The organism is Roseimaritima sediminicola (assembly GCF_009618275.1).
GTDB classification, from domain to species: Bacteria; Planctomycetota; Planctomycetia; order Pirellulales; family Pirellulaceae; genus Roseimaritima; species Roseimaritima sediminicola.
The window spans coordinates 1-4,968 of the sequence record NZ_WIAD01000099.1 but is presented as its reverse complement, the minus strand read 5'-3'; the positions used below and the strand labels follow the sequence as shown (position 1 = coordinate 4,968).

The 4,968-nt window shown below is 58.7% G+C and carries 2 protein-coding genes; both read right to left on the bottom strand.

Annotated elements, in window-relative coordinates:
• On the bottom strand, positions 1-4,327 hold a 4,327-nt coding region (locus GE027_RS22300; protein WP_202617505.1), incomplete at its 3' end, for an Ig-like domain-containing protein.
• Between the two features lie 391 nt (positions 4,328-4,718).
• A partial coding sequence (locus GE027_RS22905; protein WP_162006889.1) for a hypothetical protein occupies positions 4,719-4,968 on the bottom strand: 250 nt, incomplete at its 5' end.

The following is a 4,968-nucleotide window of genomic DNA, read 5'->3' as shown; positions in this document are numbered from 1 at the left end:
GCTGGCCGTCACCGCTGGGGAAGGTGGGCAACACGGTCGGTACCCCAGCATTGCTGTCTCCATCCAAAGCGTTTCCAGCGGGATCGACAACGGCATCGGAGATCGTCAGGGTGTAGCGATCGTCCAAGAGAGGACGTGCAAAGTCGATACGCAGGTTGCCAGTGGCGGGCTCGCCCGGTAGCAATGGATCAGGCAAGAACGTCACACTGGCGATCTCGGCGTGACCGTTGTGGTCTCCAACAACACGATAGTTCGCGGGATTCTCAGTCGGATTGCCAGGCACGTCGCTTTGCAAAGCTTCATACAGGAAAGCCGCGACGCGATCGGGCAGGTCCTGTACCGAGACGGTCAAGGACTGGACCACCGGGGTCGGACCCTGCGTGGGCTTGAGGTCGAACAAGTCATAAGCCGGTGCATCGGTGATGAACACGTCGGTGACTTGCGGACCGTGCGTGTCGATGAAGATCTCCAACTGTTGGTCGCCGTCCGCGTTTTCGTCGGTAACCATATTAATGTTACCCGCCAAGTCTTCTGCTTCCACAATCACTTCGCGAAACCCATCGTGCGGGAAGGCATCCGGCGCATTGGGGTTATTCAGGTCGCGACGATACGCAGTATTCCACTGTCCCCAGGCTAAAGCGTCGTCTCCGTCAAAGGGCAGGGCTACGGTCAAGCTGAACTCGGCGGGGTTGCCAATGAGCCCGTCGTCCACTGCGTCGACGTACAAGCGGACGATCGCGTTGGCTTCGGCCGTGCCCACGAATCCGGTGGACGTATCGCTGGTGATATTGTCGTTGAAAGTGGCCGGGGCACCGGTCACGCCGGTATCGGTCGCCGCCTGATCGATACTGTCGATCGTAACCGGCGGGGCCACAGTGTCGATTAACACGTCCAAGAGGAAGTCGTGACTGATGTTGCCGGCTCGGTCTTCCACCTCCAGCTTCAGATTGTGAATGCCATCGGCCAAGATGCCCGTGGTATGAATGAGCTGTTGGACGCTGACGAAGTTACCGAAGTCCGCAAAGGAGTCGTAGAGCAGGATCTCCGTCGTCCCTTCCAGCCGATCGAAGATCCGAAACTTGAAGTTATCTGCAAACAGGTGGTCGTAGTCCGCCGGGTTGGCCGTGCGATCTTCACTGGTCATCGACAACGTTGGCGTGTTGTCGAAGGTGACGTTGTCGTCGTTGTGCCGGCCGGTGTCACTGGATTCCAACAGATCCAGGAAGGGCAGGTTGGGCGCGAGCGTATCGATTTCCAGATCGAACTGTTGTTCGGTATCGATGTCGATGATGTTAATGAAAGGATCAAAGGAGGCGACGTTTCCAGCGGCGTCTTCCAGTTCGACCGTGATGTTGTAGATACTATCGACAAGCGGTTCGACGGTGATTTCGAAAACGCCGTTGTCAGGCCGATTCAGTGACGGAGGATAATTACCGGCGATTCCCTGACCGACCAATTCCGCGGCCTGCTCGACGCCGCCGATAATTTTGGCCGCGTAGATTCGCACCTTGGCCCCCGCCTCGACTTCGCCGTCGAAAGCGACTTGGCGGATATGCGTGACATAGTCGTCCATGCTCATCCCACTGTCACTGCTGTCGAGCAAGTCAAAGTCGATCAGGGCCGTGGGTGCTTGCGTGTCGATCGTCAGCGTCAACGGTGAAGACAATGGGCTGCGACCATCTTGGGGCGGAGTGTACCCATCGAACACCACGCTGGCCGCACTGACGAGGTAGGTACCGTCGGCCAAGGGGGCCTGTGGCGTGAAGGCGAACAAGGTCGTGCTGCTGCCGACGGGACTGGCGTACCCGGTCGTTGTTGCCCCGGTCGCGGCGTTTGCCAGCATGACCTCGACCGCCACGCCTGGGGTAACCGCGGCGGCGGCGACCGCCGCGTTGAGGACGTCGATGCCCATATCCGCAAAATCTTGCAGGTCCGCTTGGATCAGCAAACTGGGCGTGTCATCGGCGGTCACCTGATCATTGTTCATCATGCCGGTGTCGCTCGCCGCATCCAGCACAACCGCCGAGGGAACAGGGGCCGCAAAGTTCTCGATCTCCAAATCGTATACAGACGCTTGACCGTTGGCCGAGACGACCCGAATGAAGTACTCCTCCTGCGAGACAACGGGAATGGCCGCCATCGCGGCTTCCAACCCCGCGGTTTCCGTCGAAACATCGTTGGTGCTGATACTCAACGTCCAGCTTCGCAGGGTTCCGGTGTCGAAGGCAAAATCGTCCAGAACACGAAGCGTCCAGGTTCCATTAGGATCTTCTCCGTCGAAATCCGAAAGGTTGCCTTCCGGACGGAAACGCCCCGCATACGGATTGTGTCCATCGACCACATCGACGCCCGCTTCATCATCAAACGTCGTGCTGATGAAGTTGTCGCCGCCGTTGTTGTCGGTCGTCAGTTCGACGATCGTTCCCGACGGGCTGACCAAAAAGATTTCCAGGTCCCCCGTAAACGTATGGTCGACGTTCAAGGTCACATCGACATCGCCGATCAAATCGGAGTAGCCGGACACGAACTGGGTGGAAGTCACAAGGGGCCCACTGTCGGGAATCGCCAGGTCGGTGTCGTTGGTAAAGTCAGCGCGTCCGGCGATCACATTGCCCACGTCGTCAAAGATGCCGAAGTCGACGTCACCGTAGTGGGTTTCGGAAAAAGCGTTAACGAGCAGCTTTCCAGTCTGATTCGCCGTGTACTTGAACCAGTCCAGGTCCAGCGGGTCTTTGATCGTTTGGTCGCTGACCGTCACGTTGTCGAGCGACCCGAGGATCGTCGCCTGACTCGCTGCATCGTTCGGCTCATGTTCGTCCGGGCCGATCAAATGAGCTTGGGCGTAGAAGTAGTCGTTCTCGGTGCCACTGTTATCGAAGTCGCTGTTATCGGTCCAAACCATGTGGAAGCGATCGTTCAGCGCCGCCACACCGATGTATTCCAGGTAGTCGGCATTGGCGTTTCCACCCCCTGCTGCTGTTTGGTCAGAAGTGGCCTGAGCGACTTGCGTTTCACGCCACGTATCGCCGCCATCGACGCTGGTTGCCAGGTAGGTCAGCGTCTGCTCATCATCGGAGTCCTGACGTGTATCGTAGAAGACTACGCCTACGGCTCCGGTCCAGGGATCGACGTCCAGCCACGGCAGGAACTGACTGCTCTCACTTGCGGCGTGCACGACAACCGGTGGCGACCAAGTCTCGCCCAGATCGTCCGAATAGGTCACCACGACGTCGGTATCGTCGGTCGAACCGGCATTGGTCGCTACCGTGTAGGACGCGTAGACGCGGCCGCGAAACGGGCCCTGCGATTGATCGACCGCGATCGACGGAACAGTTAGGATGCCGCGTTCAACCTGTGCCGAAATTGCATAGCGCCGGCCAGGGTTGGGACGCCCTGCAAACCCATTGTCGTTGCCCTCGGTGACCGCCGTGGTATGAAACGAAGCTGTCGCCGGAATGAACATCCGTTCGTTCGTCGCGTTCGCCGCACCGTTGTCGCGCAGGAAGGTAACGCCACCGTCGAGTGATACGTCGTACTTAATCTCGCTGGAGTTCGGATTGTTCGAAAAATCGTCCCAGATGACGTACAGCTCGCCATCCGGCCCCACGGCCGGCGTTGCAAAGCTGGCGGCATCTGCGGCACCGTCGTCATTGAACACGGTGGTGGTAGGAAAGGACAATCCACCGTCGTAGGACGCCGCCAGATGCAGCAGATTGTCATTGAGGGTGAGGTACGCGAGATAGACGTTTTGCTGACTCGGATCCACAGGGTCTGGACCGGTTTCGATGATCCATTTATCCAGGTTTCCGCCCGCGGGCTCACTGTCTACCAGAGCCGCTTGCGTGTAGCTTGCTCCACCATCCGTGCTCTTGGCGACGTAGAGTTCACGACCGGCAGGGGAATCCGTGGCATACGCCACATACACGTTTCCATAGTCGTCAAATGCGACCGTGGGGTCGAAGCGATTGGTCGCATTGTTCACGCCTTCCGCATTGTTCGTATTGTTGATTTGAACATTGGTCCAAGTGAGGCCTCCGTCGATGGAAAAATTGCTGTCCATCGATCCACCTGGGCCATGTCCAAAAATAACGATATTGTTTGGATCGACCGGGTTGATATCGATCGAAACCTCAGCACGCTGTGTGGCGACGTCGTTGCTGGTGTCAACCGGCCGCCCGGCGATTGGCATCCATGCGTCGAAGGCCAACAACCGTCGATCTTCCAGCACTTCACCGCGAGGACGACCGAGGATTTCTTGGGATAGCTGGCGACGTCGCAGCTGTCGACGGTTGGCAGTACGTTGACGAGTCGTGTTGCGAAACCACATGGTGCTCTCCTGCTGGCGAAGCTGAGACGGGATCGATACCGATCGGATTGCGGCAGCAGTGCATCCCTCGCAAAACATGCAGACATCGCACACGTCGGAAAAGCGGCCGCGGCGTGCGAAAAAGCAATCGGTGCGCCATCCGCTTCGGTTTGCGTGCACGCGCCAATAAACGCGTGCAAAACGTTACTCGGATCGAAAGCGCACCGTCCTCGTGATGAATCGAGTCAGGCAACACACTGTGTGAGATCACAACAACATTGGGGCGATTCGCTCCAACGCAGCATGGAGCCAGTTCAACCTAAGTGGTAAGCGGTTCGTAGGGGCACAAGCTTCCCGCCTACGAACAGTGGCATAGGGGCTTCCAGCCTGTGAAAGCCCCCCACTCCCCCGCCTACCTCGCGGCGGCCAGCAGCGTAAGCGTGTCATCCAGCTCTTGCTCACTGGCTTCATCTTCTGACGCAATGCCGACACTCGCGTCCTCACCAGCCCACGCGAGCGAATTCGACTCTGCACGACTACCCGCGTCCAGCACGGCTAGTTCGTCGGCGGCGTCGTACAACGTTTCGGCTGGCGTCGCGTCGAGCTCTTCCACCGCGGCCTCGGCCGACTCGCCCTGCGGCGCGTACGCCCGGCCAATGCGC